This is a genomic window from Nocardia sp. XZ_19_231, from assembly GCF_015355705.1.
Lineage (GTDB): Bacteria > Actinomycetota > Actinomycetes > Mycobacteriales > Mycobacteriaceae > Nocardia > Nocardia salmonicida.
The window spans coordinates 1-26,292 of record NZ_JACUZI010000006.1; the positions used below are offsets into that span (position 1 = coordinate 1).

Annotated in this window: 25 protein-coding genes; 16 read left to right on the forward strand and 9 right to left on the reverse strand. The window is 66.5% G+C overall.

Annotation, left to right across the window (positions count from 1 at the left end; all coding sequences use genetic code 11):
- The first annotated feature begins 443 nt into the window (after nt 1–443).
- From IBJ82_RS25125 to IBJ82_RS25140, 4 genes are all read left to right on the forward strand, one after another.
- Complete coding sequence (locus IBJ82_RS25125; protein ID WP_228537668.1) at nt 444–1,079, forward strand: vancomycin high temperature exclusion protein; 636 nt, start codon at nt 444–446, stop codon at nt 1,077–1,079.
- A gap of 328 nt (nt 1,080–1,407) precedes the next feature.
- Nucleotides 1,408–1,650, forward strand: coding sequence for a hypothetical protein (locus tag IBJ82_RS25130; protein ID WP_194828470.1), 243 nt, complete (start codon nt 1,408–1,410; stop codon nt 1,648–1,650).
- A 136-nt stretch (nt 1,651–1,786) separates the two neighbouring features.
- Nucleotides 1,787–1,939: a hypothetical protein gene (locus IBJ82_RS25135; RefSeq protein WP_194828471.1), complete on the forward strand. Its 153-nt coding sequence runs from the start codon at nt 1,787–1,789 to the stop codon at nt 1,937–1,939.
- 122 nt (nt 1,940–2,061) lie between these two features.
- On the forward strand, nt 2,062–5,352 hold the full coding sequence (locus IBJ82_RS25140; RefSeq protein WP_194828472.1) for a DEAD/DEAH box helicase: 3,291 nt from the start codon (nt 2,062–2,064) through the stop codon (nt 5,350–5,352).
- On the opposite strand, the gene IBJ82_RS25145 is transcribed toward IBJ82_RS25140, so the two are convergent.
- The 3 genes from IBJ82_RS25145 to IBJ82_RS25155 form a co-directional block, all read right to left on the reverse strand.
- Nucleotides 5,334–6,392, reverse strand: coding sequence for a class I SAM-dependent methyltransferase (locus IBJ82_RS25145; protein WP_370585474.1), 1,059 nt, complete (start codon nt 6,390–6,392; stop codon nt 5,334–5,336). The genes IBJ82_RS25140 and IBJ82_RS25145 overlap by 19 nt on opposite strands.
- Nucleotides 6,393–6,888: 496 nt before the next feature.
- The gene (locus IBJ82_RS25150; RefSeq protein WP_194828474.1) at nt 6,889–7,344 is read right to left on the reverse strand and encodes a PTS glucose transporter subunit IIA; all 456 of its coding nucleotides are present in this window, start codon (nt 7,342–7,344) and stop codon (nt 6,889–6,891) included.
- Nucleotides 7,341–7,571 (reverse strand): glucose PTS transporter subunit EIIB, encoded by a 231-nt coding sequence (locus IBJ82_RS25155; protein WP_056821036.1) that lies wholly within the window; start codon nt 7,569–7,571, stop codon nt 7,341–7,343. Before IBJ82_RS25155 ends, IBJ82_RS25150 begins: the two co-directional genes overlap by 4 nt.
- Before the next feature lie 228 nt (nt 7,572–7,799).
- Here IBJ82_RS25155 and IBJ82_RS25160 point away from each other — a divergent pair, with 228 nt between their 5' ends.
- The 6 genes from IBJ82_RS25160 (at nt 7,800) to IBJ82_RS25185 (ending at nt 13,965) form a co-directional block, all read left to right on the forward strand.
- A complete protein-coding gene (locus IBJ82_RS25160; protein WP_194828475.1) occupies nt 7,800–9,146 on the forward strand; it encodes a PTS transporter subunit EIIC in 1,347 nt (448 codons plus the stop codon).
- Between the two features lie 4 nt (nt 9,147–9,150).
- Complete coding sequence (locus tag IBJ82_RS25165; protein WP_194828476.1) at nt 9,151–9,414, forward strand: HPr family phosphocarrier protein; 264 nt, start codon at nt 9,151–9,153, stop codon at nt 9,412–9,414.
- The gene (gene ptsP, locus IBJ82_RS25170) at nt 9,414–11,078 is read left to right on the forward strand and encodes a phosphoenolpyruvate--protein phosphotransferase (protein ID WP_194828477.1); all 1,665 of its coding nucleotides are present in this window, start codon (nt 9,414–9,416) and stop codon (nt 11,076–11,078) included. Before IBJ82_RS25165 ends, ptsP begins: the two co-directional genes overlap by 1 nt.
- A 181-nt stretch (nt 11,079–11,259) precedes the next feature.
- Entirely contained in the window at nt 11,260–12,426 is a 1,167-nt protein-coding gene (locus IBJ82_RS25175; RefSeq protein ID WP_194828478.1) for an N-acetylglucosamine-6-phosphate deacetylase, read from the forward strand.
- On the forward strand, nt 12,426–13,205 hold the full coding sequence (gene nagB, locus IBJ82_RS25180; RefSeq protein ID WP_194828479.1) for a glucosamine-6-phosphate deaminase: 780 nt from the start codon (nt 12,426–12,428) through the stop codon (nt 13,203–13,205). The genes IBJ82_RS25175 and nagB overlap by 1 nt, the downstream gene beginning before the upstream one ends.
- A 1-nt stretch (nt 13,206) precedes the next feature.
- A complete protein-coding gene (locus tag IBJ82_RS25185) occupies nt 13,207–13,965 on the forward strand; it encodes a copper homeostasis protein CutC (protein WP_194828480.1) in 759 nt (252 codons plus the stop codon).
- A 132-nt stretch (nt 13,966–14,097) separates the two neighbouring features.
- Here IBJ82_RS25185 and IBJ82_RS25190 read toward each other — a convergent pair whose 3' ends face one another.
- Both IBJ82_RS25190 and IBJ82_RS25195 read right to left on the reverse strand, forming a co-directional pair.
- Nucleotides 14,098–14,739: an HD domain-containing protein gene (locus IBJ82_RS25190; RefSeq protein ID WP_194828481.1), complete on the reverse strand. Its 642-nt coding sequence runs from the start codon at nt 14,737–14,739 to the stop codon at nt 14,098–14,100.
- A gap of 73 nt (nt 14,740–14,812) precedes the next feature.
- The gene (locus tag IBJ82_RS25195) at nt 14,813–15,481 is read right to left on the reverse strand and encodes a class I SAM-dependent methyltransferase (protein WP_228537669.1); all 669 of its coding nucleotides are present in this window, start codon (nt 15,479–15,481) and stop codon (nt 14,813–14,815) included.
- Nucleotides 15,482–15,580: 99 nt separating this feature from the next.
- Here IBJ82_RS25195 and IBJ82_RS25200 point away from each other — a divergent pair, with 99 nt between their 5' ends.
- The gene (locus IBJ82_RS25200; RefSeq protein ID WP_194828482.1) at nt 15,581–16,159 is read left to right on the forward strand and encodes a TetR/AcrR family transcriptional regulator; all 579 of its coding nucleotides are present in this window, start codon (nt 15,581–15,583) and stop codon (nt 16,157–16,159) included.
- Here the strand turns inward: IBJ82_RS25200 and IBJ82_RS25205 are convergent.
- Entirely contained in the window at nt 16,095–16,397 is a 303-nt protein-coding gene (locus IBJ82_RS25205) for a hypothetical protein (RefSeq protein WP_194828483.1), read from the reverse strand. The genes IBJ82_RS25200 and IBJ82_RS25205 overlap by 65 nt on opposite strands.
- 108 nt (nt 16,398–16,505) lie before the next feature.
- Between IBJ82_RS25205 and IBJ82_RS25210 the strand changes: the two genes are divergently transcribed.
- The 3 genes from IBJ82_RS25210 to IBJ82_RS25220 all read left to right on the forward strand — a co-directional run bounded on the left by IBJ82_RS25210 (nt 16,506) and on the right by IBJ82_RS25220 (nt 19,898).
- Nucleotides 16,506–17,456 carry a nitronate monooxygenase family protein gene (locus IBJ82_RS25210; protein ID WP_194828484.1) on the forward strand — a complete coding sequence of 317 codons (951 nt, stop codon included), beginning with the start codon at nt 16,506–16,508 and terminating at the stop codon, nt 17,454–17,456.
- Nucleotides 17,457–17,535: 79 nt separating this feature from the next.
- Nucleotides 17,536–18,090: a TetR/AcrR family transcriptional regulator gene (locus IBJ82_RS25215; RefSeq protein ID WP_194828485.1), complete on the forward strand. Its 555-nt coding sequence runs from the start codon at nt 17,536–17,538 to the stop codon at nt 18,088–18,090.
- 71 nt (nt 18,091–18,161) lie between these two features.
- Nucleotides 18,162–19,898, forward strand: coding sequence for an alpha/beta fold hydrolase (locus IBJ82_RS25220; RefSeq protein ID WP_194828486.1), 1,737 nt, complete (start codon nt 18,162–18,164; stop codon nt 19,896–19,898).
- 51 nt (nt 19,899–19,949) lie between these two features.
- Here IBJ82_RS25220 and IBJ82_RS25225 read toward each other — a convergent pair whose 3' ends face one another.
- Both IBJ82_RS25225 and IBJ82_RS25230 read right to left on the reverse strand, forming a co-directional pair.
- Nucleotides 19,950–21,596: a CocE/NonD family hydrolase gene (locus IBJ82_RS25225; protein WP_370585475.1), complete on the reverse strand. Its 1,647-nt coding sequence runs from the start codon at nt 21,594–21,596 to the stop codon at nt 19,950–19,952.
- Nucleotides 21,597–21,603: 7 nt separating this feature from the next.
- Nucleotides 21,604–22,560, reverse strand: coding sequence for an SDR family NAD(P)-dependent oxidoreductase (locus IBJ82_RS25230; protein WP_194828487.1), 957 nt, complete (start codon nt 22,558–22,560; stop codon nt 21,604–21,606).
- 44 nt (nt 22,561–22,604) lie between these two features.
- On the opposite strand from IBJ82_RS25230, the gene IBJ82_RS35205 reads away from it, so the two are divergent.
- Both IBJ82_RS35205 and IBJ82_RS25240 read left to right on the forward strand, forming a co-directional pair.
- Complete coding sequence (locus IBJ82_RS35205) at nt 22,605–23,192, forward strand: TetR family transcriptional regulator (RefSeq protein WP_194828488.1); 588 nt, start codon at nt 22,605–22,607, stop codon at nt 23,190–23,192.
- A gap of 303 nt (nt 23,193–23,495) precedes the next feature.
- Nucleotides 23,496–24,683 (forward strand): lipase family protein, encoded by a 1,188-nt coding sequence (locus tag IBJ82_RS25240; RefSeq protein ID WP_228537670.1) that lies wholly within the window; start codon nt 23,496–23,498, stop codon nt 24,681–24,683.
- A 127-nt stretch (nt 24,684–24,810) separates the two neighbouring features.
- On the opposite strand, the gene glnA is transcribed toward IBJ82_RS25240, so the two are convergent.
- Nucleotides 24,811–26,247 carry a type I glutamate--ammonia ligase gene (gene glnA, locus IBJ82_RS25245; protein WP_056821065.1) on the reverse strand — a complete coding sequence of 479 codons (1,437 nt, stop codon included), beginning with the start codon at nt 26,245–26,247 and terminating at the stop codon, nt 24,811–24,813.
- Nucleotides 26,248–26,292 lie beyond the last annotated feature (45 nt).

Consider the following 26,292-nt stretch of genomic DNA (forward strand, 5'->3'; position numbering starts at 1 on the left):
AGCGAATCAAAATTATCTAACTAGAGTCCGAAAACCTAGCAAATCCGAACACCAGCAAAAAAGATTCGCTGTTGTTCAATGTCCAACCTCCCACGACCGGGGGGTACATGAAAGATTGGAACCAATAAATTATTATTGGCACTGACATTCATCGACACACTATTGAGTTCTCAAAGAACACACGCACACACTTCTACCAACAACATGTCGTCGGGGTTTCGGTGAGGCAAGGGTTCAAACTTAGCTCAACCAACCGGCCGGAAGCAAATCCGATCCGAGTTCTGCTGAACACGCAATCAGTCAGGCGCTCATCGTACTACCTCGTGTCCCGGCCGCTGGGCGGCTGAGTCGGTGTCCGTGTCGCTCTGACTCGAATAAAGTTACGTGCCGACAATTGCAATGTCAAATCCCCTAGTCAGGGGATATTTTCGCAGTGTTCATGTATGAAAGGCCGCATGACGGAGGAACATAGCGTGAAGCGACGGCGGTTGCGTCGCATCGCGAAGACCGGACTTGTCGCGGCGGGTGGGCTGATGTTGGTGACGGCTGGGGCGAACATCGCTATGTGGACTTTGTCGTCCGGCCATAGAAGTGATGTGGCGGCCGCGCCCAGTGCACCTGTCGTGATCGTCCCGGGTGCCAAAGTGGGGCCGGACGGAACTCCGATGGCCTACCTGAGGGGACGTCTCGATGTGGCGATCGAGTTGGTCGAGGCGGGCAAGGCTGAGGAGATTCTGCTGTCCGGGGATGCCGGCGGCACGTCGGGCGACGAGATCGCGTCGATGACGCGCTATCTACTCGACCACGGTATCGATCCGGCCATTGTCCGGTCGGATCGTGCTGGGCTTTCCACACGGGAGACCTGTGAGCGGGCGAGGTCGATGTTCGGCATCGAGCGGGCGATCATCGTGAGCCAGTATCAGCATCTCCCCCGTGCGGTGGCGCTGTGCCGGGCAGCGGGGATCGAGGCCGACGGGGTGGTTGCCTATTGCGAGTGCAGGCAGATCACCGAGGTACGCAACAACGTTCGTGAATGGCTGGCAGCACCGAAGGCCGTGGCGGAGATGATTCTGCGCTGATCGCGCGCCTGGACCGCAGCGAGGCTACGAATCGGCGCCATCTCGGAGGTCGTGCCGGCTGCCGCTCGGGAGGCCGAGGGCTTATGTGCGCGTTCACCAGCGCGTAAGGCGGGCCCGCCAGTAGGTTGCGGCACCCCTGTCGAATCTGCTCTCGGATCGTCGCCGGGTCGACGAACTCCAGGTACTCGGACAGCACCTCGAACTCTCTGGCGAGGTCTTCCAATTCCGGTGCGGGCGGATCCGGGTATCCAGCGAGCTCCAGGAGTTGCACTGTGATCCCACCGAGGTGAGAGGCCAACGCGCCCTCGTCGGCTAGCAGAGCTGTCGCGTGATCTCGGGCCAGCCGGAGCCGGACATCTACTTCCCTCGCCCGCCAGTCGGTCACGACGTCCAGTTCGGCCATGGCGACGCGGAACAGTTCGGCGGCTCCACCACAATCCGTTCGGTGCAGGCACGCGAGCTCGACCAGTGCCGGACTCTCGAGTCCACGCGCGAGTGCCTCGGCAGCGGCCATGGACAGGTCTGCACCGTTGAGCTCACCGAGCACGAACAGGTCTGCGGCGTGGGCTAAGTCGTCCATTATTCCAGCGTGCGCGGCCGAAGGTACACGGGTCAAAGGGTTTTCCGAGCGGGCGGTGGAAGCTTCCGGGCGCTCAGGGCGGTCAACCTTGTTCGTCGGCGTGTACGGCGCTGATCGAGGAGAACGGGTGGGAATCGTCAAGGCAGCTGCGATCACGGTGGCCGTGGTGGCCGGGACGGTTGTTGGGGCGGGTTCTGCTGTGGCGGAATCGGAACCGAAGGAGAACATCTTCATCGACATCACCGTGCTGCGGGCGGCGGGGTGCTTGCCGCGACGGTAGGACCAGCGCCGATGGTCTCGCCACGGCCGACGCGACCGTCGGGGTGGCGTGCCAGAGGAATCCTGATCGCGTACCGTGATCGGGGTTGTCTGCAATGATCGCCGACCGGATTGGGGTGCATCGTGGGCGGTTCCGAGCACGCGGCGCGGCTCGTGCGTTTCTGGCAGACCGTGGAGTTGTTCGGTCCACAGCTTGTACCGGACGTCGAGACCGACGGACTGGTGGTCGATCTCGCGGCGGATGAACGCGCGCCGTGGGAAAATCTTGCCGCGCTGCCCCCGTTGAAGACCGGGCGGGTGTGGCAGTTCGTCGTGTACGGCGGGTTGTTCCAGCTGGGGCGCGCGCGGGAATCGCTGGTGCGAACTTTCGGCGAGGATCAGCTCGAGGCCGACGCTCGACGAGCCGGGACCACAGCGGCTTTCGCGGTGACGCTGACCGACAGCGGAGTGGTTGTCGGGGGCTCGGCGACCTTGTCGGGGTTGGCGTGGGCCGTGAATCGGTTGCGAGCGCCGGGGCCCGACGATGTCGGCTGGGCCGACGGGTTCGACCACGACTCGGCGGCATTCACTGCCGCGCTCGACACGCTCACGCGAGACACGCAGTCCGACAACGAACAGATGGGTCCGGCGCCGCGGTGGCGTGCGCTGGATGTGGCAGGCCGTGGGGTGGCGGCTTCGGTGATGGCGGCGGGGGCGGATGGGGTCATCTCGCCCGGGCTTGCCGGGATGTCGGCGTTGGCCTTCGCCGAACGGTTCGACACCGCCGACGACGAGGATATCGCCGAGGCTCCCCGGTTGACCGGGCGCGACCTCCAAATATTCACCGGCGAACTGTGTGCCGCGTTGGGCATTCGATCGGAATTGCGGGCCGGTGGCGTGCGGGTGGCGTGCGTCCAGGTCGCGGCGCGTGACGCCGACAGCGATGCCGCCGAGGATCGGCTGAACAGCGGGCTGGGTCCCGACCTGGCCGAACTCGCGAAGGCGGTGGAACGCGGCGATATCGGCGCTGCGCTGCGGAGCTACCTCATGGCGGCGGAAGGGCTGGCTGTCGACGACCGGATCGATGTGCGTCGACGACAGGACGCAGTGGTCGAAGGACTGCTTCCCCAACTCGTGCCGGACGGTCGCTGGCCCGGCGACCCGCTGGTGTCGGGTCAGCAGTTCGCGGTCGACCGCGCGCTGTCCGAATTGCGTGATGGTGCCGGGATTTTCGCAGTGCACGGCGCGCCCGGAACCGGGACGACGACGATGCTGCGAGACCTGCTGGCCGGGATTCTGGTCGAGCGGGCCGCGCAGCTGGCGGCATTCGACGATCCGATGGCGGTGTTCGCGGGGATCACCGAGCAGGTCCAGGTGGCGAAGAACTACACGGTGGGCGCGCACCGGTTGGCGAACAGCGTGACCGGGTTCGAAGTGGTGCTCGCGACGGGCAGCGATGCCACCGCGGCCGACGTGGTCGCCGAGGTCCAGCATCGTGGCGCGATCGACGGCGAGCTCAATCACTTCACCGACCTGGCCGAACTCGTCGGCGGTGCACCCGCGTGGGGGTTGATCGCCGCGGCACTGGGCGGAACGCGACGAACATTCGCCGAACAGTTCTGGTTCGGGGATCGGTTCGCCGCCGAGCGGAAGACCGGGGCACCCAACGGTGGGATGCTCGACATCCTCAAACAGGCCGAGGCCGATCCGGATTCGATTCCGGATTGGCCGACCGCGGTGCGCGACTTCACCACTCGTCGCGCCGAAGTGCGCAGGCTCGCGCAAGACCGGCAGAACGTCGCCGATGCGGTTGCCGACCTGCCCACGATGAACGCGGGGTTGCAGTCGACGGCGGTCGAGATCACCAATGCCGATGACGCACACGCACATTGGCGGGAGCGTCATCAGCTGGCGACCGAACATCTGCGGGCCGCCCAGGCCGCGCATCATCGGGCAGGCAAGTTCCTCACCGAGCACGGTGGGCGCAAGCCTGGGTTCGTGGCATCGCTGTCGACAGGGTTTCGGGCGGGGCGGCGGTGGAGTGCGCGCAGCAATGAGTTGCTGCGCGAACGACATATCGCCGAGGCGGACATGCGGCGGCGCCAGACCGAGGTCGAATACACACGCGAACAGTGGGCGGGGGCGGCCGAGAACGGACGCACGCTCATTCGCGAGCACATCGAGTTAACCGAGCGACGGGCGGCGGCGCTCGACATCATCGAGCGTGGGCGCGAGAACTGGTCGCGCACAATCCCGTTCGGCGATGTCGCGGGTGACGACGAGCAGTTCCAGCTGTGCAATCCCTGGGCGGACGAACAGTACGCGAGCGCACGGCGTGAGTTGTTCCTGTCTGCGTTGAAGTTGCATCGCGCGTTCCTGCTCAACGCGGCGCCGCGGATTCGCGACAATCTGATCGTCGCCATCGCGTTGATCCGTGGTGAGCTCGCGGTCGCGCCGAAGCCGGAAACCGTTGCGGCGGCGTGGCAGACGCTGTTCTTCGCGGTGCCGATGATCACGACGACCTTCACCGCGCTGCCTCGACTGTTCGCCGGGCTCGGTCCCGAGGCGCTCGGATGGTTGTTCGTCGACGATGCCGGGCAGGCCGCGCCGCAGTCGGTGGCCGGTGGGTTGTGGCGGGCTCGGCGTGCGGTAATCGTCGGTGATCACCGGCAGTTGGGACCTGTTGGCGTGCTGCCCACTTCGGCGCAGGAAGCATTGGTGCAGCAGTACGGACTCGATGCGGAGTGGATGCCGGATCAGGCGTCGGTGCGCCAGGCAGCTGATCGTGGGGCGCGGTTCGGGACGTGGCTGATGCCCTCGGATTCGGTCGCGCAGGTGTGGGTCGGTACGCCGTTGCGGGTCCATCGGCGCAGTGACAGGCCGATTTTCGAGCTCACACATCACATTGCCTACGACGATGATCTGCTGGTGTTCGCCACCCCGGATCGGCCGGAGTTCCCCGGGCACGATCGGTGGATCGATGTGAGATCCGCACGGGCCGAGGGTAATTGGATTCCCGGTGAAGGTGATGCGCTGGCCGCGCTGCTCGCGCGGTTGACCGAGGACGGGGTGGCCGCGGCCGATATCCGCGTGGTCAGCCCGTTCCGCGATGTCGCCGGGGGCGCGCAGGAGGTCGCGCGTGAGGTGCTCGGTGCGGAGTTCGCGGAGCGGCAGGTGAGCACTGTCCATGCGATGCACGGCAGTTCGGCCGAGGTAGTGGTGCTGATCCTGGGAACATCACCTGCCGCGGGTGGGTCGCGACGGTGGGCGGCGACGAATCCGAATGTGCTCAATACGGCGGTGTCGCGGGCACGGCGGCGGGTCTACGTGATCGGCAACTACCGATTGTGGAGCAGCCAGCGGTATTTCGACGACCTCGCAAGGCGCTGGACGGTCGAGACCGAGCAGTTGGTCGATCAGACCGTGAGCCGGTAGAAGCGCCAGAATCCGAAGTCCTCGATCGGGAGGACGTCGACGGCGGTGAAACCGGCCTTCTCAGCATACTCCCCCAGCTTCGCCGAGCGCATGACCGTGCCGGTGCCGGCTGAGCCGGGATGTGCCATGCCGTCGGGTAGGCAGACCAGCAGGCTGAACCCGTACATCAGGCGGTCGATATCGCTCGCGGGTGCGGTGAATTCCGGGGCGACGGCCTCATCCATGATGATCACCGACCCACCCGGACGCAGGGCTTTGCGCATCGAGGTCAGCACCTCGACGGGGTGCGGCATGTCGTGCAGGCATTCGAAGGCGAACAGCGCGTCGTAGGTGGATCCGGGGAGGTCGGTGGCGGCGTCGGCGTGGTGGAAGCGGACGCGATTGCCGAGCTCGGCGGCGTTGTCGGTGGCCATCCGCACCGAGGGTTGGTCGATGTCGTAGCCGTCTACCGCCAGCTCGGGGTAGGCGCGGGCAAGGGCGATCGCGGACCAACCGCCGCCGGAGCCGATGTCGGCCGCCTTGGCATTCGGGCGTGAAAGCAGCGCGTGGATGTCAGGGACCGCAGACAGATCGGTGGCGAGACGTTGTTCGAACCAGGGCCGGTTCATGTCCGACTGGGATTCGCGCATGTCGGCGCCGTATTCGGACCAGCCGACGCCACCACCGTCGCGGTAAGCGCGCACGAGCGCGGGCATCTGGGCGGCGGCGCCCGCCAGCATACGAGCAAGTGGCGCAAGGTAATTGAGACTGTTCGGGTCGGTGAGAACTTCCGCAGCGCCAGTAGGCAGCGCGAACCGCCCGTCCGCGGTCACCGTCAGAATCTCGGTCGCCGCCTGCTGCTCGAGCCACTCCTGCGCATACCGGCGATCCCCACCCGCCCGCGCTATCAACTCACCCGCATCCGCGGGACCACCCTCGGCCAACGCCCGATACCAGCCGAGCCGATCCCCGAGATGCACCGCGAGAATGTCGATCGCCCCGAGTGCGGCCCCGAACAACCGGTCGGCGAACTGCTCACTGGTCTGATCCGCTCCACTCACCGGTCGTCCTCCTGTTGATGCGACACGAATCGGCATCGACTCGTTGATACGGATTACGCGCCGCCGAGACCAACGGTTCATCCGCCCAACGATTCGATCTCCAGCCTATCCGTTGCGGAGTGTTAGCGAGACAATGGCCGAAGGGCTTCGAATGATCGGACCAGTCATGAGAACAGAGCAATTACTCGGATCAGCAAGTTGCGCTGCCGTAGCTATCGCCATCGCGATGTCGCCGTCAGCCACCGCTGAACCGATCACCGACGTACTTCGCAACAGCGAATCGAGCCAGTTCCGTGCAGCACCGGGTCACGACTGTCACTCGTCCTATGACCCTTGTGTCCCGATCGTCAGCGACGTGGACTGCGAGGGTGTCGGTGATGGGCCGGTCTACACGGGGCCCGTTCGCGTGATCGGGCCCGATGAGTACGGGCTCGACCGCGACGGTAACGGATTGGGGTGTGAACCTCGCTGATTCGCCGGTGTACAGCCACGCACCCTACGGCGAATCGAACAAAAGGGCGCCGGATTCCAAGGTGGTGCCGATGGTGTCGGTGTGGACGGAGTTCTTCGCTGAGTCCATGACTACGACAGGGCAGATGATCGAGTAGCCGGTGGCGGCGGTTTTCGTCGGGTCGAAGGTGACGATGGGGGCGCCTGCTTCTACCGTGTCGCCTTCTGCGGCAAGGAGTTCGAAGCCTTCGCCTTTGAGTTTCACCGTGTCGATACCCAGGTGGACCAGGACGCCGACGCCTTGGCCGAGGATCACGAAGGCGTGGGGGTGGAGTTTGAGGATCTTGCCTGCGATGGGGGCCGTCACCGTCAGTGGGCCGCGGGTGCGGTCGGGGTCCAGGGCGACGCCGGAGCCGACGATTTGTTCGGCGAAGACCTGATCGGGGACCTCGGACAGGGCAACGACCGCGCCGGGGAGCGGGGCGAGGACCGGGATGCTCAAAGGATGTCCTCGATGTCGTCGGCCAAGGTGTCGGCTTCGGGGCCGACGACGACCTGCACGACCGAGCCCGACTTGAGCACACCGTGCGCCCCCGCGGCCTTGAGCGCGGCCTCGTCGACCTTGCTTCCGTCCTTCACCTCGGTGCGCAACCGGGTGATACAGGCCTCGATCTCGACGATGTTGTCGGCGCCGCCGAGGCCCGCAACGATCGCTTCCGCTTTGGACATGTGTTCTCCCTTTCCACGGTGGTTGCCGGTACCAGTATGGGAGTCTCGAATGTGCGCCACGTCATATTCAGCGGTTGACATCCGACCTTCACCTGGTCAAACTGGCAACTGGTTATGACCGGACAGTACCCGTCGGGTACACCGGTTCACAACAGTTAACCCGGATCGGCGGGCAAGCCGGTCCTCCCTCGCCGAGACCGCCGGGAAGCCGGCACGAAGAAGGTCGACATGACTGCCGTAACCGACACACCCAAACAAGAATCGAAGGTGTTCGCGGGATTGCAGCGCCTCGGTCGCAGCCTCATGCTGCCGATCGCTGTGCTCCCCGCGGCGGGCATCCTGCTGCGCATCGGCCAGGACGATCTCCTCGGCCGCTTCTCCGCGCTGGAAAGCGCCGCTTCGGTCATCTCGGCAGCCGGGCAGGCCGTGTTCACCTGGCTGCCGCTGATCTTCGCCGTCGGTATCGCGATCGGCTGGGCCAAGAAGGCCGATGGGTCGACGGCGCTGGCCGCGGTGGTCGGTTACATGGTGATCAACGGCGTCTTCGACGCGATGTCACCGATCGTGCTCGCAGGAAAGACCGACCCCAAGGGCGCGCAGGCGTTGATCAACTACGGCGTCCTCGCCGGCATCGTGATGGGTCTGCTGTCGGCCATCCTGTGGCAGCGGTTCTATCGTACGAAGCTGCCCGATTTCCTCGGCTTCTTCAACGGCAGGCGGCTGGTCCCGATCCTGACCGCGTTCACCGGCCTGATCGTCGGCGTCGGCATGGCGTTTCTGTACCCGGCGTTCAACTCCGCGCTCACCTGGGTGGGTGAGGCCGTCGCGGACAACTCGATCGTCGGTGGCGGCATCTACGGCACGGCCAACCGCCTTCTCATCCCGACCGGTCTGCACCACATCCTGAACTCCACGGTCTGGTTCCTCGTCGGCGATTACAACGATGCCTCCGGCCAGGTCGTGCGCGGCGACCTCAACCGCTTCTTCGCCGGTGATCCGACCGCGGGCACGTTCATGACGGGCTTCTTCCCGATCATGATGTTCGCGCTTCCCGCTGCCGCACTTGCCATTTGGCGCAATGCGCGGCCGTCGCAGAAGAAGCTGGTCGGCGGCATCATGCTGTCGACCGGTCTGACCGCGTTCGTCACCGGCATCACCGAGCCGCTGGAGTTTTCGTTCATGTTCGTGGCGTGGCCACTGTATGTGGTGCACGCGATCTTGACGGGCACGTCGATGGCGCTGGTGAACGCGCTCGGCATCCATGACGGATTCACGTTCTCCGCCGGCGCGATCGACTATCTGCTGAACTTCGGCAAGGCGACCGACGCGTGGCTGCTGATCCCGATCGGGCTCGGCTACGCGGTGATCTACTACGCGCTGTTCAGCTTCGTGATCAAGAAGTGGAACCTGCGGACCCCCGGTCGCGAGGCGGAAACCGACGTCGAGGCCGGCGTGCCCGACACGGCCGCGGTGGAGGCGCAGGCCGCTCTGACCGCCACGGGCGATACTCGAACCGATGCGCCATCGGTCGCCGAAGTCGAAACGAAGTTGAACAAGAAACTGGAAGGTGAGTGAAGCCATGAGCATCCGCACCGTCATCGTCGGATCCGAGGTGGGGCTGCACGCGCGGCCTGCCGCGAAACTCACCAGGGCCGTGCAGGCCGCGGGGGTGCCGGTGCGGATTTCGGTGGGAGGTGGCGAACCGGTCGACGCGGCCAGCGTGCTCGCGGTGATGACACTGGGCGCCGACCACGGGGCCGAGGTGACCCTGCACGCCGAGGGTGCCGACGAGGTCTTGGACCAGTTGGCCGAGCTCATCGCCTCCGACCTGGACGCTGGCTGATGCCGGAACGAGTGATCCGTGGGCTCGGAGTGAGTCCGGGCGTGGTGTGCGCGCCGTGGTTGCGGTTCGGAGCGCAGTTCGAGACCTCGGCGCACGATCCTGTCGGCGGCTCGCCCGCCGAGGAGCTGGCACGGGTCAAGGACGCGCTCGGCGTCGTCTCCGACGAGATGGCCGCGCGGGCGACGCGGGTGACCGGTGTTGCGGCGGAGATCCTTTCGATGTCGGCGACGATGGCCCGTGATCCCGGCATCGTCGCCGCCACGCAGAAGGAACTCGAGGCCGGGATGCCGACGGCACACGCGGTGCACCTGGCGTTCGAGGGATTCTGCGCGAAGCTGGAAGCGCTCGGCGGGTACATGGCGGAGCGGGCGACCGATCTGCGCGATATCGGTGGACGCACTGTCGCGGTGCTGCTCGGGCGGCCGATGCCGGGTATTCCGGAACCGGGGTATCCGTTCGTGCTGGTCGCGCGGGATCTCGCACCTGCCGATACGGCGATGCTGGGTGACAGTGATGTGGTCGGGTTGCTCACCACCGAGGGCGGGCCGACCAGCCATACGGCCATTCTCGCGAAGTCGCTCGCCTTGCCCGCGGTGGTGAGCTGTCCCGACACCGATCGGCTCGTCGATGGTGTACCGGTGCTGCTCGACGGTACGACCGGCGAGGTCGTGATCGATCCCAGTCCTGAGCATCAGCAGGCCGCTGTCGAGCAGGCCGCCGCGGACAAGGCGCGGATCGCGGCGGCCAGCGGGCCGGGCCACACCGCTGACGGGACGCCGGTGCATCTGCTGGTGAATATCGGCACTGTCGACGACGCGGTGAAGGCGGGCCCGGTCGACAGTGAGGGCGTGGGGCTGTTCCGTACCGAGTTCATGTACCTCGGGAAGGCGTCCGCGCCGTCGCTGGACGAGCAGACCGCTTCCTACACTGCGGTTCTCGAACAGTTCGCCGGACGGCGAGTGGTGGTGCGGACTCTCGATGCCGGGTCGGACAAGCCGCTGCCGTTTCTCGATCTCGGCAGCGAGGAGAATCCGGCGCTCGGCGTGCGTGGGTTACGGATCGGCACGGTGTTCCCGGAGACGCTTGCCACGCAGCTCACGGCTCTTGCCCGTGCGGGCGAGGCGACCGGGGCCGATCTGTGGGTGATGGCGCCCATGGTCGCGACCGCGGACGAGGCTGCCGGATTCGCCGCGCTGGCACGGGAATCCGGGTTGACGAAGGTCGGGGCGATGATCGAGATCCCGGCGGCCGCGTTGCGCGCCGCCGATCTGCTCGCGCATCTCGACTTCGTGAGCATCGGGACGAACGACCTGAGCCAGTACACGTGTGCGGTCGATCGGATGGCGGGCGGGCTCGCGCAGCTGCTCGATCCGTGGCAGCCCGCGGTGCTCGATCTGATCGCGATGGTCGGTGCTGCCGGTGCGGCGGCGGGTAAGTCGGTCGGGGTGTGTGGTGAGGCGGCGTCGGATCCGACGTTGGCGCCGGTGTTGGTGGGGCTCGGGGTGACGAGTTTGTCGATGTCGGTGCCCGCTTTGCCCGCCGTGCGGGCGGCGCTGGCCGCGGTGGATATGCAGCGGTGCCAGGACGCGGCGGATGCTGCGTGTGCGGCACGGAATCCGCAGGTGGCGCGTGAGGTTGTCGCGGCGATCATCGGGCGGTCGTGAAAACGGTTGTTGTGTGTGGCTTCCGTCGTCGGTCGTCGAAGACGGTGGGGCACCGGCTGTCGGCCATTGTCGTGCGGACCGAGCGTGCATTTCCGGCGGCCGGATTCGCGGCCACTTCGTCCAGATGCCCGGGAGCTGTCAGCCGCTCAGGTGTCAGGCGTGGCCGGAAGGGTTGGTTGTAATGGGGGTTCTGCGCGGTCGACTCGTAGGGACAGCCGAGGGTGAGATTGCGGACGGGATCGTCGAATTCGATGACCATCGGATCACCTGGGTCGGCGCTGTCGCGAATCATGCTGATTACGAGCGACTTCCAGCACCGAGCAGTGATCTTGTGCTTCCTGGGTTGATCGACCTGCACTGCCACGGTGGCGCCGGGTTCGGTTTTCCGAATGCTGATGCGCGGGGTGCTCGGGTCGCGGCGGCGCATCATCGAGGTCAGGGCACTACCGGGTTGATGGGGAGTTTGGTGTCGGATCAGCCGGACGTGTTGGTCGCGCAGGCGGCGATACTGGCTGATCTCGTCGAGGACGGGGCGTTGCTCGGGGTGCATCTCGAGGGGCCGTTCATCAATGCGAGCCGTTGTGGCGCACAGGATCCCGCGGCGATCATCCCCGGCGACCCTGCGCTGTTCGAACGGATCTACGCGGCGGCGCGCGGCACCGTGCGGTCGATGACATTGGCTCCCGAGACCGCGCATTTCGATGAGCTGCTGGCCGCGATGCGCCGTCATGATGTGCTGCCGAGTCTCGGGCACACCGATGCCGATGCCGCGACCACCGCGGCGCGCATCGCCGATGCTCGTGGCGGGCCGATCACCGCTACCCACCTGTTCAACGGGATGCCCGCACTGCACCACCGCTCCCCCGGACCCGTCGCCGCCTGCCTGGCCGCGGCCGGGCGGGGCGAGATGGTGGTCGAATTGATCGCTGACGGTGTGCATTTGGCACCCGATACGGTGGTGATGGTCTTCGACACCGTCGGGCCGGATCAGGTCGCGCTGGTGTCCGACGCGATGGCGGCGGCGGGCATGAGCGACGGCGACTACCTGCTGGGTGCCCTCGATGTTCAGGTGCACGACGGTGTCGCCCGGCTCGCTACCGACGACGGTTCGCCCGGGGCGATCGCGGGCGGCACGGCACGACTCATCGATGTGCTGCGCTGGACCGTCCTCGATGCGGGCATACCGCTGTCGGACGCGGTCATCTCCGCGACACGTACCCCTGCTCGTGTACTCGGCTTCGAGGGCGAACGCGGCAGTCTCACGGTCGGTGCACGTGCCGACATCCTTGTCACCGACCAGTCATTGCGGCCGCGGCGGGTTTTCGTCGCCGGAACGGAGGGAATCTGATGGAAATCGTGATCCGGGCTGATGAAAACGAGGTGGCGAGCACGGTCGCCGATATCGTCGGCGGCTATGTGACAGGCGGCAACGCGATCCTCGGATTGGCTACCGGGTCGTCGCCGCTGGGGAGCTATCAAGAGCTCGCACGCCGCTATCGCGAGGGTGAGCTGGACTTCTCGACCGCGAGCGCCTTCCTGCTCGACGAGTACGTGGGGCTGCCGAAAGAGCATCCGCAGTCGTACTTCTCGGTGATCCGATCGGAGTTCGTCGACCACGTGAACCTCGACCCCGCCCGGGTGCTGAGCCCGAACGGAGAGGCAGGCGACGTCGCGGGGGAAGGCCGGCGGTATGACGCGGCCATCGCAGCGGCGGGTGGGGTCGACGTACAGCTGCTCGGCATCGGCACCGACGGACATATCGGGTTCAACGAACCCGGGTCGGCGTTGACCTCGCGCACGCGGGTGAAGACGCTCACCGAGCAGACCCGCCAGGACAACGCGCGCTTTTTCGACGGACCGGAGGATGTGCCGCATCACGTGCTCACCCAGGGTCTCGGCACCATCAACGAGGCCGGACATCTGGTGATGATCGCGCTCGGCGCGGGCAAGGCCGATGCGATCGCCGCCGCCGCCGAGGGGCCGCTGTCGGCGTTCTGCCCGGCCTCGGTCATGCAGTGGCATCGCCACGTCACGGTGGTGATCGACGAAGCCGCGGCGAGCAAATTGAAGTTGGCGGACTACTACAAGTACGCGCTGGCGAACAAGCCTGCCTGGCAGTCGTTCTGACGTGACCGCGCTCGAGTTCGCGGTGCAGGATGTAGCGGGCGCGCTCGGCGCTCGCCGTGTCGGGGCGGATCGGGTGGAATTATGTGCGGCGCTGGGCGGTACGGGTGGGCTGACGCCGAGTATCGGGACGATCGAGGCTGTGGTGGGAACCGGGATCCCCGTCCACGTGTTGATCCGGTGCCGGGCCGGCGGTTTCGTGTATTCCGACGCTGCTGAGCTCGCGGTGATGAATGCTGATGCGCGCGCGGCAGTTTCGGCCGGCGCATCCGGTCTGGTGATCGGTGCGCTCACCCCCGCCCACCAGGTCGATGACGAAGGTCTGCGCCGTGTTCTCGATGGTGTCGATGTCGACGACATAGAGCTGACCTTTCATCGTGGGATAGATCAGATCCGCGACCGCGAGGCCGCGCTGGACACGCTGATCGCCGAAGGCATGACCAGGGTGCTCACCTCCGCTGGGGCAGCAACCTGCGCCGAGGGTCTCGACGGACTCGCCGCCCTGGTCGATCACGCGGCAGGGCGGATCCAGGTCATGGCGGGTGGCGGAATCACCGTCGGCGACATCCCGGCATTGCTCCGGACCGGCGTCGACGGGATCCACCTGTCAGCCCGACGTGTCATCGCTGACGACGGCGGACCCGGCGGGGGCGGCAAAGCCGGCCACGAACAACTGGACGAAGAGCTCGCAGTCGCCGCTGCCCGTCAGCTGCTCGCTGTAGACCGGCCGACTCCCCCGGACCCCCGGCCTTATTCAGGCTGATGAACCACCCCGCACGCGACGACGAAATTCAGACGCGATGGCCAGTAGGAGTTCGGCTTTGGCGGGCCACGATCGCGGTCGACACCCGCTCGGACCGCTGCGGCGCCCGCCCACCGCCGTCAGCGACGCGTTTCAGGCGCGCTCGGCGAGGATCAACTCCGCTTCGCCGGGATTGCAGTCGAAGGCTGCTTGAACTGCCGCGACGGCCTTTTCGTGTTCGCCGGCCGCGACGAGCTGGTCGATATCGACCCACTGATCGGTGGGCGGGGCCACGGAGGGGTCGAGGCGACGGTCGAGGCGTTCCCACATACGGGCCACGGTGGGGTCGTCGGCGAGTAGTCCGCCGAGGTGTGCCTTGAAGGTGGGGTGCTCGGTGCGGTACATGCCCATCCAGCTGCTGGCGAGCGGACTGGCCTCGGCATTGGCGGTGCGGTCGGCGAGTTTGAGGATTACGGCCCTCGGGTGTGCAGTGATCTTGTTGTAGGCGTTCTGGTTTCGCGCCTTGCGGTCGGGGCCGATGCCGGTGACCGCCCAGACCAGGTCGAGCACCTCACGGCCGAAGCGAGATTCGACGTCCTCGGCCGTGACCGGGGTGTCTTCGACGACGTCGTGGAGCCAGGCCGCGAGGCCGAGTTCACCGCCGTAGCCGAAGTCGTCGAGGACACCACGAACGGCCGCGAGATGGGTGATGTAGGGATGCTCGCCATAGCGCTGATCACCATGTGCCGCGATGGCGAACTCCCGTGCTTCGATTTCGCGCTGATCGAACTCCATGCCGCACCCCCGTGCTCGATTGGTGATCGTGTCGACATCGACCCTAACCGAGGGCACCGACAAGGTGCCGAGATCAGTCGTCGGCGACCGGTTTCAGCGCGGTCAGGATGCCCGTCTGGTCGCGGCTCTGGGTGTAGGCGAGATCGGTGAAGCCGACCGCCTCGACCTGACCGGTGTAGTGGCGGATATCGGCGTCGGCGAACGGATCGCCGCCGCGGCCGAGGAACAGCGAGAGCACTTTCCGCATGCGGGGTGACGGTGACGCGTCGGCGAGCAGGAGTCGTCCGCCCGGTCGCAACACCCGCCACATCTCGGCGATCGCGGCGTCGCGCTGCGACTCGGGGATATGGTGCATGACGAAAGTACAGGTGACTACGTCGAATTCGGCATCGGGCAGGGGCAGAGCCTGCGCCGGGCCGACCACGTACCGATGGTGCGTGGCGCGATCCCTGCCGCTGTTGTCCGAGACCGCAGTGGCCGAGGGGTCGACGCCGACGGCAGCTCCGCTCGGTCCGACCGCATCGCCGAGCGCTCGGACGAGTTTGCCGGGACCGCAACCGATATCGAGTGCACGGGCATCTGGGTGCGCACCGGAGCGCGTGACGAATTCGGCGAGCAGACGACGGTGTCTGCCGAGGAAGAACACCGAGGTGAACAGGTTGTAGCGACGCAGGCCTGCGATGACGAGGCCCGTGTCGGCGTCGTCGACGAACATGGGGGTGAGAAGCTGATTTCGGGACATGAGTTCATGGTCGGACGCCGCCGCGCGCGTCACCAGGAGCAGAATCGCCCGAGGTGTCCGTTATCGAACAGATCCGGGGAAACCGTGCAGGAGGAAGCGATGGCCGAGCACCCTGATCGCCGGGTTCGACGCACCAGGGACACGCTGCACAAGGCGTTGATCGAGCTGATGATCGAGCGCGGCTACGACAAGGTGACCGTGAGCGACATCATCGCTCGCGCCGACGTCGGGCGGTCCACGTTCTACGCGCACTACCGCGACAAGGACGACCTGCTGCTGGTGAGCTGCACCGAATTCCTGCGCCGCGAGATCGTCCGTACCACCACGCCAGGATCCCCGCTCGTGCCGCTGCGCGTGATGTTCCATCTCGCCGCACAGTATCCCGAGGTGTACGGCCCGCTGATCGGGCCGAAAGCGACCGCCACCGTCGTGCGCGCCTACCAGCAGTGTGTCGCCGAACTGGTCGGTGAGCTTCTCGGCGAGCAGCCCGCGGGCACGATCGCGTTTGTGTCGTGCGGGTTGCTCGGCGTGCTCGGCACGGTGATCGAGCCGAGCGCGCCGACCCCACCCGCGCAGGCGTGGCAGCGATTCGAGACGCTCGCGCTGTACGGGCTCAGTGGGTCCGGCGACCCAGATCCGGCCACGGCGGGCGGCGCAGAATCGCCAGTGCCGCAATGACTGCGGTGATCAGGCCGATCCATTCGCCCAATTGAGCGATGCGATTGGCGTCCATCGCGGGCGTCCAGTGCGCACGTCCCTCGTGGACGACGAACACGCCGACCGGACGGGCATGGCGCAGGACACCACTACCGCGCGAGACGGTGATGATGGTCGTGCCGTCGGCCGTGTCGATCGGCTCGCCGAACACCATCGGCGGCTCGACCACCATCTGTTCGAGGCGATCCCTGATCGTCATCGCGTCCCCGTCTCGTCGTTCGGTAGTGCCGTCGAAGATACGCGCCTCGAGGACCCTCTGTCGGCTGCCATGATGGTGAGTGTCACAGCCATGGCGAAAGGTGCACCGATGCCAGAGCAGTCATTGTCGACACCGTGGTCTCGATCGTTGGGTCTGCGCGTGCCGGTCGTGAACGCGCCGATGGGTGGCGCCGCGGGGGGACGGCTCGCGGCGGCGGTCAGCGCGGCGGGTGGGCTCGGGATGATCGGGATGGGCAGTGCGGGGTCGGTCGCGGCGTTGCGGCGCGAGTTGGCTGTCGCGGGTACACCGGACGGGATCGGGCTCGTGGATTGGGTGCGCGCCCGCGAAACCGGCCTGCTCGAAGCCGCGATCGCCGCACGTCCACGGCTGATCTCGATCAGTTTCGGCACGGATTTCTCCTGGGTGCCGAAGGTGCAGGATGCGGGCATCCTTGCCGTCACCCAGGTGTACGACGCGCCCGGTGCTCACCGGGCTCAGGATGCGGGTATCGACGTTCTCGTGGCGCGCGGTAGCGAAGGCGGCGGTCACGGCGCCGACCGGCTGGGCCTGCTGCCGCTGCTCGACGCAGTTCTCGAGATCGCCACCGTGCCGGTCCTGGCCGCCGGGGGTATCGGCTCCGGGCGCACTCTCGCTGCCGTGCTCGCAGCGGGAGCGGCGGGAGCGTGGCTCGGGACCTGCCTGGCCGCCGCCGAGGAATCGCTGCTGCCCGAATCCGCCCGCCTGGCGATGCTCGCCGCGGACTCCAGCAGCACCACGGTCACCACCGCTTTCGACGAGGCACTCGATCTGCCATGGCCGCCGATCTATCCGGCGCGCGTCTTGCGCAACGAGTTCACCGACCCGTGGGCTCGGCCCGACGCCGATGAACTACCCGACGCCGAACGCCTCCGCGCGGCGATCGCGGTCGACGATCCCAAGCTCGCGCCCGTGGACGCGGGCCAGGGCGTCGGCTTGGTGACCCATATCGAACCTGCCGCCACTGTCATCGACCGCCTGTGCGGGGACGCGGCCGAGCTTCTGGCATCACGCCACGCGTAGTCGAGTCTGTGGTTGTGACAACCAGCCGGCCGGGTTAGCCACGATTGCAGAAATATGTAGATCGGTCTAGATTGAATGGGTGGGAAAAAAGGGAGCCGAAACGCGGTGCAAGTTGATCAGGGCGACGCGGTCACTGATCGAATCGCACGGGTACTTCGGCGCCGGGCTCAATCAGATCGTGCAGGAGAGCGGGGCGCCGCGGGGGTCGCTGTACTTCCACTTCCCCGGCGGCAAGGACGAATTGGTGGCTGCGGCGCTTGCCGAGAGTGGTAGCGATATCGCGGGGATCATCCGCACGATCGAGGCGACGGACGCACGAGATTTCGCGCGAAAGATGATGAACCTGCTGGGCGATCAGCTGGAAGCGTCGGACTGGACCATCGGTTGCCCGGTGGCGGCGGTCGCCCTGGATACCGCGTCTACCAATGACGCCGTGCAGCAGGCTTGTTCAGCGACGTATCGACTCTGGGAAGAGGCGATCCGGGAACGGTTGATCGGATTCGGTCATCCCGAACCCGAACGGATCACCACGGTCGCGCTCGCCCTGATCGAAGGCGGACTTGTGCTGGCTCGCACCCACCGCTCACGCCAACCGCTGCAGCACCTCGCCGACACCATCGACATTCTGGTCTGAACTCCTCCAGCCTCCACTCCGGCCCCTATGTCTCCAAAATATGTAAATCGGTCTACTGAAAGTAGGACACCATGGCACACACTGACTCGGTCGTCTTCGGCGCCGCCGGATTCATCGGCCGCTCGTTGGTCGCCGAACTGCTGCGAACCGGGCACACCGTCACCGCCGCGCTGCGTGCGGGCAGTCAGGATCGGCTGCGGACCTGGCTCGACACACAGAGCGTCGACACGGCCGGGTTGACCATCACCACCACCGATATCGCCGAACCGGATCTCGCGCTGGGCGACCCCATCAACGGGGTGCGCGATGTGTACAACGCGGCCGCGTTGATGCAGTTCGGGCTGGATGCGGAGGTGGCGCGTCGGGTCAATCTCGACGGGGCGGTGCACGTACTGGAATGGGCCGCAAGGCAACCGGATCTGCGGCGCGTCGTGCACATCACCGGCTATCGCGCCGCCGAGGACGGCGGCGAGCAGGACTACGGCAACGGCGCGTACGAGGCGTCGAAAGTCGAGGCCGATCTGCTGTTGCGGCGCATCGCGGCCGACCGCGACATCCCGCTGACCATGGCGAATCCCTCCGGGGTGCTCGGACCCGGCCAGTATTTCGGGCTCTCCGACATCATCGACAATCTCTGGCAGGGTCGTCTGCCCGCACTGCCGGGCTCCGCCGATACCTTCGTCCCGGTCGTCGATCTCGACTACGTGGCCAGGTTCATGGTCGGGCTGCCCACACAACCCGATACGGTCGGCAAGTCCTATCCGCTGCTGGATGCCGCGACTCCCGCACTGCCCGAACTGATTCGGCTCGTCGCCGATCATCTGCACGTCGCCGCGCCGCGCTTCACGTTGCCGACCGCGCTGGTCCGTCGACTGCCACGGGCGGTGACCCATGCCGATCCCGAAGCGCTGTCCTTCATCAGCAGCGACCGCTACGACACCGGCGACAGCGATATCGTCGCGCGACGGCTCGGCGTCGCTCATCCGCCGGTCGGCGAACTGCTGCGCACCTACGCCGACGGGATCGTCGCCAGCCGCAACGGCACCGTGACACCCGCGCCCGAATCCGGATTCCGCGACGGTACCTGGGTGGTCGGCGAGCAGGCCGAGCCGGAATATGTGCTACTGCACGGCATTCCGGTCGACAGTGATTCGTGGGCCGAGGTGGTGCGCGAATTGGATGGACCGGTACTGGCGGCCGATCTCCCCGGGCTGGGACGTTCGGCGGCTAGTACGCAGTCGACCGGTGACTGGATGGTGGAACTGATGACGCCGGTGCGGACTCGACCGGTCATCGTGGGTCATTCGTTCGGTGCCTGGCCTGCCATCGAATTCGCGCTTCGCTATCCCGATCGGGTGTCACGACTCGTGCTCATCGCCCCCGCGTTCCTGCAGCAGACGGCCTCCTGGCTCACGGGTTCACCCATCGCCGCCGAGGTCGTCAAGCGGATGTCCCCTGCGGCATTGGCTGCGCGACTTGGCATTTCGGAAGGACCCGCCGTCGCCTCCGCCGTGGCGAATCTGCGGCGGCCCGGCGTCGCCCAGCGCACCTTCGCGGCCTTGCGCGCCGCGGGTTCCTCGCGAGACGATCTCGCCGCCAAGCTTGCCCGGGTCACGGTTCCGGTCGACATCATCGTGGGTGCGGACGATCCGCTGATCGAACCGACCGATCGGCCTGTCACCACGATCGCCGACACCGGGCACTACCCGCAGTTGACCCATCCCGATCTGGTTGCGCGTGTCGTGCGAGGCGAAGGGGTCAGCGCTGCAACGCGATACGTGGAGAACAACCCGACGATGAGCCACTAGCCAGACCGACCGCATCCGTGGAGACTCGGCCGTGCCGCCGGCGAATCACACTCACTCGGCGGCGAGATCGATGCGAAGTGCGGGGTCGTTCAACATTTCCGGCTGGAGTGCGATGGTCTCCTCTGTTCGCCACCGTGCGTGCCAGATTGGGACGCCGCCGGGCAGGTCCAGTTCCCGCGAGGTGGTGAGCAAGGGCAGTTCCAGGCGGGCGGAGGCAACCGTGACGGGTGCGTTCGTCGGCGTGTGCGACCACACGTCGTCGACCGCGTTGGTGATCCGGACGCCGAGGCGGTGGCCGGCGGCCAGGCGTGCGTCCTGCCAGAGCAACCGGATCTCGGACTCGGGGCGAACCGGGGCGATGCCACGAGTGAAAACCGTGGCACGGCCGTCGGGTGCGATGTCGTAAAGCTCCAGTGCGACAGTCGCTTCGGACGGGCCGGAGAGGGTCAGCGCCGCGGTGGCCCGGCCCGCCAGGTGAACGGGCTCGGTGACCGGCGCCGAGATCGACCAGATTTCCCGGTCCGCGCCAGGCAGCAGACCGCGATCGTTGTAGGTACCGGTGCGCAAGGCGACCGACGCGCGCCGGGAATCCGTAGGCGGCCACACGGTTTCACCCCGCCAACCGCCGTCGAACTGGCCGACGGTCACCGGAGGACCCGGCACCTCGACATCGGCGCCCGCCACGTGTTTGTCCAGGAACGCGTAGAGCTCCGAGCCGAATTGGGGTGTGCCGCACTTTTCCCGGCAGTCCGAGTGGCCCCATTGGCCGAACCAGGCGCGATGTTCGCCGGGGCCTCTGGCTTCCCATGCGTCGATGATGCGGTCGGCTCGGGTGTTGGAGTCGAGGAAGCTCTGGCCGAGGAACATCGGGGTGGTGTTGCCACGGACTGCGTCGACCATGTCGCGCTCGCGCCAGTCCGGGTTGGCGGCGTTGTGGTCGGTGGTGAGGGCGAGGTAGCGGGCGGCGCAGTCCTGGGTCATCTGGATCGCATTGGCTTTGTACTCGTCGCCGTCGTCGGGGTGGCCCGGGGTCGAAGCGATAGCCAGGTGTTCCGCGCCCGCGGTATCGGCGGGGCGAATCCCGTCCTCGGTCAACGGTTTTCCACCGAATTTCCACGCCGTGCCCTGCATGTAGAGGTAGGAGTACGGATCGACAACCGGCTCGAACGCCGCCACCGCCGCCAGCCCCTTAGGCTTCGCGGCCAGCGCCATCATCCCGGTCCACCCCTCATAGGACGTGCCGACCACGCCGACCCGACCCGTCGACCACGGCCTACTCGCCGCCCACTCCACCGCCGCCGCCACGTCCGACCGCTCCCCCGGCCCGCCGAAATCCGGGCATCCGTTGGACCCACCGAACCCGCGCAGATCGACGATCACATACGTATATCCGGCCCGTAGCGCCCACTCGACCGGCAGGTTGTCGGTCGACGGCCCACCACCGGGCCGAGGCTGGGACAGGTACGCCAGATGGGCCCGGTACGGACTAGCCGTCAACAACACCGGAGTCCGTGCGTCAGCCGCCACACCCGGCGGCCGAAGGACATCAGCGTGCAGCCGAGTCCCGTCCGGCGCGGTGAAATACTCCTGCGTCCACGTGAACGCCACATTCACCGGCTCGGCCGCGACCGGCGCCGCCATCCCGAGCACCAACGCCACACCGGCCACCGCCCGCGCCACCACAACACCCAATCGCACCCCCGGACTATTGCCGGTCGCCGCCTCGCCGTCCAGCCCCGATTATCCGGGGCGTGTCGCCCGGGCCGCCCGCATCCAACTCGGTGAGCAACTCCAGGCTGTCTCGATACAGCGCCCGCTGCTCCGGTTCGTCGTAGGACGCCGCGGAGGATCGGACCGGGGTGCGCCGCACCAGATATTGGCCGGTGATCCCCTCGCGGGCCGGCGCCGCGGCCAGCCATGCGAGGTCCGCGCCGGATCCTTGCGGCGTGCGGACACCGGGGAGTACGACGAGGGCGCGGGCGATCGTCTTCCAGGCCAGCCGCTGGAAAGCGCTTGCGTCCCTGGCCAATCCGGTTCCAGGCATCAGACCTGGGTCGAACGCGTTCACCGTGATGTCACGCGGGACCAACTCGCGGGCGAGGTGGTAGGCGATTCGCAGGTTCGCCAGCTTCGAGGTGGTGTAGCGGCGGCGGGCGTCGCGCTGTGCGGATTCGGTCGGCGGCAGCGGGTAGGCCAGATCGCGGGCGGTGGCGTGCAGTGGGTGCGGCATCCCGGTGAACTGGTCGGGGTCATGGGTTCCCGAGGACACCAGGAGGATTCGCGCCGGTGCGGTGAAGTGGTCGAGCAGATCGAGGATGAGGCCGAGATGGCCGAGGTGATTGGTGGCGAAGGTCGCTTCCATGCCGTCTGCGGTGAGGGTCCGACGAGTGAACTGCACGCCCGCGTTGCACACCAGTCCGGCCAGCGGTGGCAGGTCGGCGGCGCCGAGTTCGGCGACGAACGCGCCGACCGACGATCGCGAGGACAGGTCGAGCGCCATGCCGTGCGCACCGATCGTCGCGGCCAGCTCCCGAGTCCGAGTCGCGTCGCGGCCGGTGATCACCACCGTGTTGCGTGGGTCGAGCGCGAGGGTCTTGGCGCATTCGTAACCGAGCCCGCTCGTGCCGCCGGTGACGACGAACGTTCTGTCACTTGATGTCATATGGCACAGTCTGCCATATTTTGCTGTCGTGCGACACTGTCTCGATGTCGCTGCGGGAACTCAAACGGGAACGGACCAGGCAGTCCATCGTCGACACCGCGTTCCGCCTGTTCGCCGAACGAGGCTTCGACGGCGTCACCGTCGCCGAGATCGCGGCGGCCGCGGAAGTCGGCACCCGCACCCTGCACCGCTACTTCACCAGCAAAGAAGAGCTGGTCTTCCCCGAAGACGATGACCTGCGCGCCGACCTGACCCGACTTCTCGCCGAACGCCCCGAGGGCGAGCACCCCGAAACCACCCTCGCCGTCGTCATCACCCCACTGATCAGCAGATTCGGCGGCGAACAACTCGTACAGGCACGCACCCGCGACGCCCTGATCACCAGCACGCCGGCGCTACAGGCCCGCGACCTGGCCAAACAGGCCGCCGTGGAAAAGCTCATCGAACACCACCTGGCCCGCCAGCTCGGTGTCGCTGTCGACAGCGACGTGCGGCCGGCCCTGTGGGCGAAAATCGGGATGGCGTGCTTCTTCTCCGCGTACCGGGTCTGGCTCCACGAAGGCGGCGACCTCGCCCAACACCTGATCGATGCCCGTACGGCGTTGACAGAATCCGTTCCCCGACGCACGTGATGCGCCTCGCGGTCGAGTAGATATACGAAACGCCCGCGCCACCAGCTCGGCCAGATCGCTCGCTGCGGGCGAACTGATCGAGGGACCAACTTCGTCGTCAGTTCGGGTATTCATCCGGATCAGGGGATGTAATCTGGCTGCCTTCAGGGGGATTCGCGGGAGCGGTCCCCTCCAGGGAGGGAAGTCCGAATGGTAGACAGTGTCGTATCAGCCTGTGGTGCAACGCGTTCAGTGGTCAAGCGCGGTCAGCTGCGCTCGGTTCTGATCGCGGTTTCGGCCGTGTTGTGCTTGACCGGTACTCCCATGGCGGTCGGTAATGCGGACCCGCTGACCACTCCGCAGAACGACCCGTTCTACACCCCGCCGTCGGGCTGGGACTCGCAGGCACCGGGCTCCATCCTGAATTCGCGACCCGTCGAGGTGGCCTCGCTGACGCCACAGGCGCAGGACGCCGACGCCTGGCAGTTGCTGTATCGAACGACAGATACCGACGGCCGACCCATGGCAACCGTGACGACGGTGCTGCGCCCGCGAACCGGGCAGGTCAAAGGATTGATCACCTATCAGGCTGCCACGGATGCCTCGGCCCCACAGTGCGCACCCTCCTACGTGCTCCGGCAAGGAGCGCCCGACCAGTACGACTCCTCGCTGGATCTCATTCAGATCGACCAGATGTTGTCGTCCGGTCATGCGATTTCCGTACCCGACTGGGAGGGGCCGAAGGGGACGCTGTTCACCCCGAGACAGCCGGGTTACGCCGCGCTCGACGGAGTGCGCGCGGCCCAGGGATTCGCGCCGCTCGGCCTGTCCGGCACCGATACTCCGGTTGCCGCGATGGGCTACTCCGGCGGAGCGTTCGGCACCAGCTGGGCCGCGCACGTGCAGCCGACCTACGCTCCCGAAATACGACTGGTCGGCGTAGCCATGGGTGGAGGGACAGCGCCCATCGGCAGCTACATGGGGACGCTCGATGCCGGTCCGTTCTCCGGTTTCATCCCGTCGCTCCTGCCGGGCATGATGCGCGCCGATCCACGTCTGGCGGCGGCCTTCGACAAATATCTGACACCCGCCGGGCAAGCGCTGATGGCCGCGGGGGACAGCAAATGCGTGACGCCGAACGTGGCTCAGCATGCGTTCCTGCGCATGGACGACTACCTGACGATCCCTTTTTCGCAACTTATCGAGCAGATACAAGAGTCGTTGGCCGAGCTGGACTTCAGCCCCGCGTCGCAGACCGCGCCGCTGTTCTTCTATAACGCCGTGCACGACGAGATCGTCACCATCGCGGGACCCGACAAGGCGGTGGCACAGTGGTGCGCATCGGGGGCACGAATCACTTATACGCGGGACCAATTGAGCGAGCACGTCAGTCTCGCGATCAGCGCGACTCCCGCGGTCCTGCGTTGGATCGATGAGCGTCTGGCAGGGCAGCCTGCGCCGGACGGTTGCTCGACGCGCACGGTGACGTCCATGTCGCTCGGTGGTTCATAGCGTAGAGACGAGTCCACCCGCCGAGTGATCGCGTCTGTGATCACTGAGCGGGTGGACTCGAAACTGTTTACCTGCGTACCTACTGCGTACGGAACGGGCCGATCAGGCCCGTTCCCGCAGGTCAGGATCACACGTCGTAGTAGAGCTCGAACTCGTACGGGTGCGGGCGCAGGTTGACCGGGGCGATCTCGTGCTCGCGCTTGATGTTGATCCACGTCTCGATGAGGTCAGGCGTGAAGACGTTGCCCTCGGTGAGGTAGTCATGGTCCGCCTCGAGGCGATCGATGACCGTGGCCAGGCTGGTGGGGGCCTGGGGGATGTTCTTGGCCTCCTCCGGCGGGAGCTCGTAGAGGTCCTTGTCGACCGGCGCCATCGGCTCGATCTTGTTCTTGATGCCGTCCAGGCCGGCCATCATCATGGCGGCGAAGGCCAGGTACGGGTTGCCCGAGGAGTCAGGCGCGCGGAACTCGATGCGCTTGGCCTTCGGGTTGTTGCCCGTCACCGGGATACGCACGGCAGCCGAGCGGTTGCGCTGCGAGTACACCAGGTTGATGGGGGCCTCGTAGCCCGGCACCAGACGGTGGTACGAGTTCACGGTCGGGTTGGTGAACGCCAGCAGCGACGGGGCGTGGTGCAGGATGCCGCCGATGTAGTGACGCGCCAGATCCGAGAGGCCACCGTAGCCGGCCTCGTCGTGGAACAGCGGCTTGCCGTCCTTCCACAGCGACTGGTGCACGTGCATGCCCGAGCCGTTGTCACCGAAGAGGGGCTTCGGCATGAAGGTGACCGACTTGCCGGCCTTCCACGCGGTGTTCTTCACGATGTACTTGAACAGCTGCAGGTCGTCAGCCGCCGAGAGCAGCGTGCCGAACTTGTAGTTGATCTCGGCCTGACCGGCGGTGCCGACCTCGTGGTGGCCGCGCTCGAGCTCGAAGCCCGCGTTCTGCAGGTTGGTCGAGATCTCGTCGCGCAGGTCGACGTAGTGGTCGTACGGTGCGACGGGGAAGTAGCCACCCTTGTTGCGGACCTTGTAGCCGAGGTTGCGGCTGCCGTCCGGGTTGAACTCCTTGCCGGTGTTCCACGAGCCCGAGACGGACTCGATCTCGTAGAACGAGCTGTTCATCTGCGAGCCGTAACGGATGCCGTCGAAGATGTAGAACTCGGCCTCGGCACCGAAGTACGCGGTGTCGGCGATACCGGTCGAACGCAGGTACTCCTCCGCCTTACGCGCGATGTTGCGCGGGTCGCGGGAGTACGCCTCACGGGTGAACGGGTCATGCACGAAGAAGTTCAGGTTGAGCGTCTTCGCGGCACGGAACGGGTCGATCCGGGCGGTGCTGAAGTCGGGGAGCAGGAGCATGTCCGACTCGTCGATCGACTGGAAGCCACGCACCGAGGAGCCGTCGAACGCCAGACCCTCTTCCGCCAGGTCGGCGGTGAACGCCTTGGCCGGGATCGAGAAGTGCTGCTGGACGCCGGGCAGGTCGGAGAAGCGGATATCGACGTATTCGATGTCCTCTTCCTTGATGTACTGGATGACCTCTTCGGCCGTGCTGAACGTCACTTGCTCTCCTTACGAATCGGTTCCCAGCCAGTCGCGATGCTGGCC